2 protein-coding genes are annotated in these 1,270 nt (G+C 67.5%); one reads left to right on the top strand and one right to left on the bottom strand.

What is annotated here, in order from left to right:
* Positions 1–563 precede the first annotated feature (563 nt).
* A complete protein-coding gene (locus AX760_RS04875; RefSeq protein WP_071831871.1) occupies positions 564–980 on the top strand; it encodes a hypothetical protein in 417 nt (138 codons plus the stop codon).
* Positions 981–1,021: 41 nt separating this feature from the next.
* Here the strand turns inward: AX760_RS04875 and yidD are convergent.
* On the bottom strand, positions 1,022–1,270 hold a 249-nt coding region (gene yidD, locus AX760_RS04870; RefSeq protein ID WP_071831870.1), incomplete at its 5' end, for a membrane protein insertion efficiency factor YidD.

Below are 1,270 nucleotides of genomic sequence, written 5' to 3'. Positions count from 1 at the left end.
CCCGCCCGCAAAACCTGCCCTATCCTGAACGTCCTTCCGCCGCCGGACGGATCGCGTAACGTGTCGATGCGGGCGGGAGGAGGCGCTTTCGTGGGCCGCCAGACGCAGGATGGTTCACGAGAGAGGCGCGGAACGCGGCGGCCGCTGCCGCCTGTCACCCGACACCGGAAACGGTTGCGGGAAAAGGACAGGCGCTGGAACGGTCGTCGTGGCAGGCTTCCCCCTTCCCCGGGCCGCGGGGTTGGCTTGGGTCGTCCATGCAAGCGGGCGGACGGCGCAGCCCTCGAAACCGGCCACAGGCTGTTTTCGGACAGGGCGCAGGGCGCAGTCATCCCGTGCAGCGAAGCCATTCCACGTCTGAAGGAGACCGGACCGCTCCGAAGAACGCCTGGGCTGCGCGGAGGCGATGCCACCTTCACCAAACCTCACAGAGGCCTTGCCTCCGCGCGGTTCTCCGGACTGGTTTTGAAATCCCGCGCGCAGCCGGTGGGCGGTTTTGCGCTGCGGTTTTTTTCCGGAGGCCTGTAGTCTTTCGACGCCGGCCCTGTTTCAAGGAGCTTGACATGGACGATGACAGCCAGAGCCCCGCGCGCCAGACCTTCCTCAATTCACGGTATCTCGCGCGCGTCCAGCCGCATCTTCGCAACGCCGCCACAAAGGCCGGCCTTGCCCGCGCCTGCCGCCTGCCAAAATGCCGGCGCGCCGGGCGCTGCAGCGCCATGCCCGCGCCTGCCGAGGCAAGCAAAGCCTATTTTCCGGGCCTGCCGCCCTGCGTGCGCGACGCGGCGCTCTACGATGCGATGATGGTCGCCTCCGACGCTCTGGACGCCCGGCTGCGGCAAGAGGAGATCGATACCGGCCTGCGGATCGATCATATCGAGCGCATGGAAGCGGCGCTCGTAAAAGCCGTCTGGGAGGACGGGCCCTGGCCCGCCGATCCGCTGGCGCGCGCCGCCTGGCGAAACCACCCGCGCCGATGACGCGAAAATCTCGGATGGCCGCAGGGTGGCGGCAAAATATCTCAGGACAGGCGCCAGTAGCGCCAGGGGGTCCACCAGTGTTTTGTCGGGGGCAAGCTTTCCGGCACCGGGTCGAGCCCCTGCGTGCCGCCCGGCCCGCAGCGCATCACGCGAAACAGCGCCATCCAGCCGCCGGGCCAGATGCCGTGCCGGGCGATCGCCTCAAAACCATATTCCGAGCAGGTCGGCAGGTGCCGGCAGCCATTGCCGATAAAACCCGACAGCGTCAACTGGTAGAGGCGGATAAAACC

This window comes from Pararhizobium antarcticum (genome assembly GCF_001885585.1).
Taxonomy (GTDB): Bacteria; Pseudomonadota; Alphaproteobacteria; order Rhizobiales; family Rhizobiaceae; genus Pararhizobium; species Pararhizobium antarcticum.
This window is presented reverse-complemented; position numbering and strand designations above follow the sequence as displayed.

Bases quoted from the DNA above. Each gene is read 5' to 3' on its own strand.
- AX760_RS04875 (WP_071831871.1), top strand. From the start codon at position 564: ATGGACGATGACAGCCAGAGCCCCGCGCGCCAGACCTTCCTCAATTCA.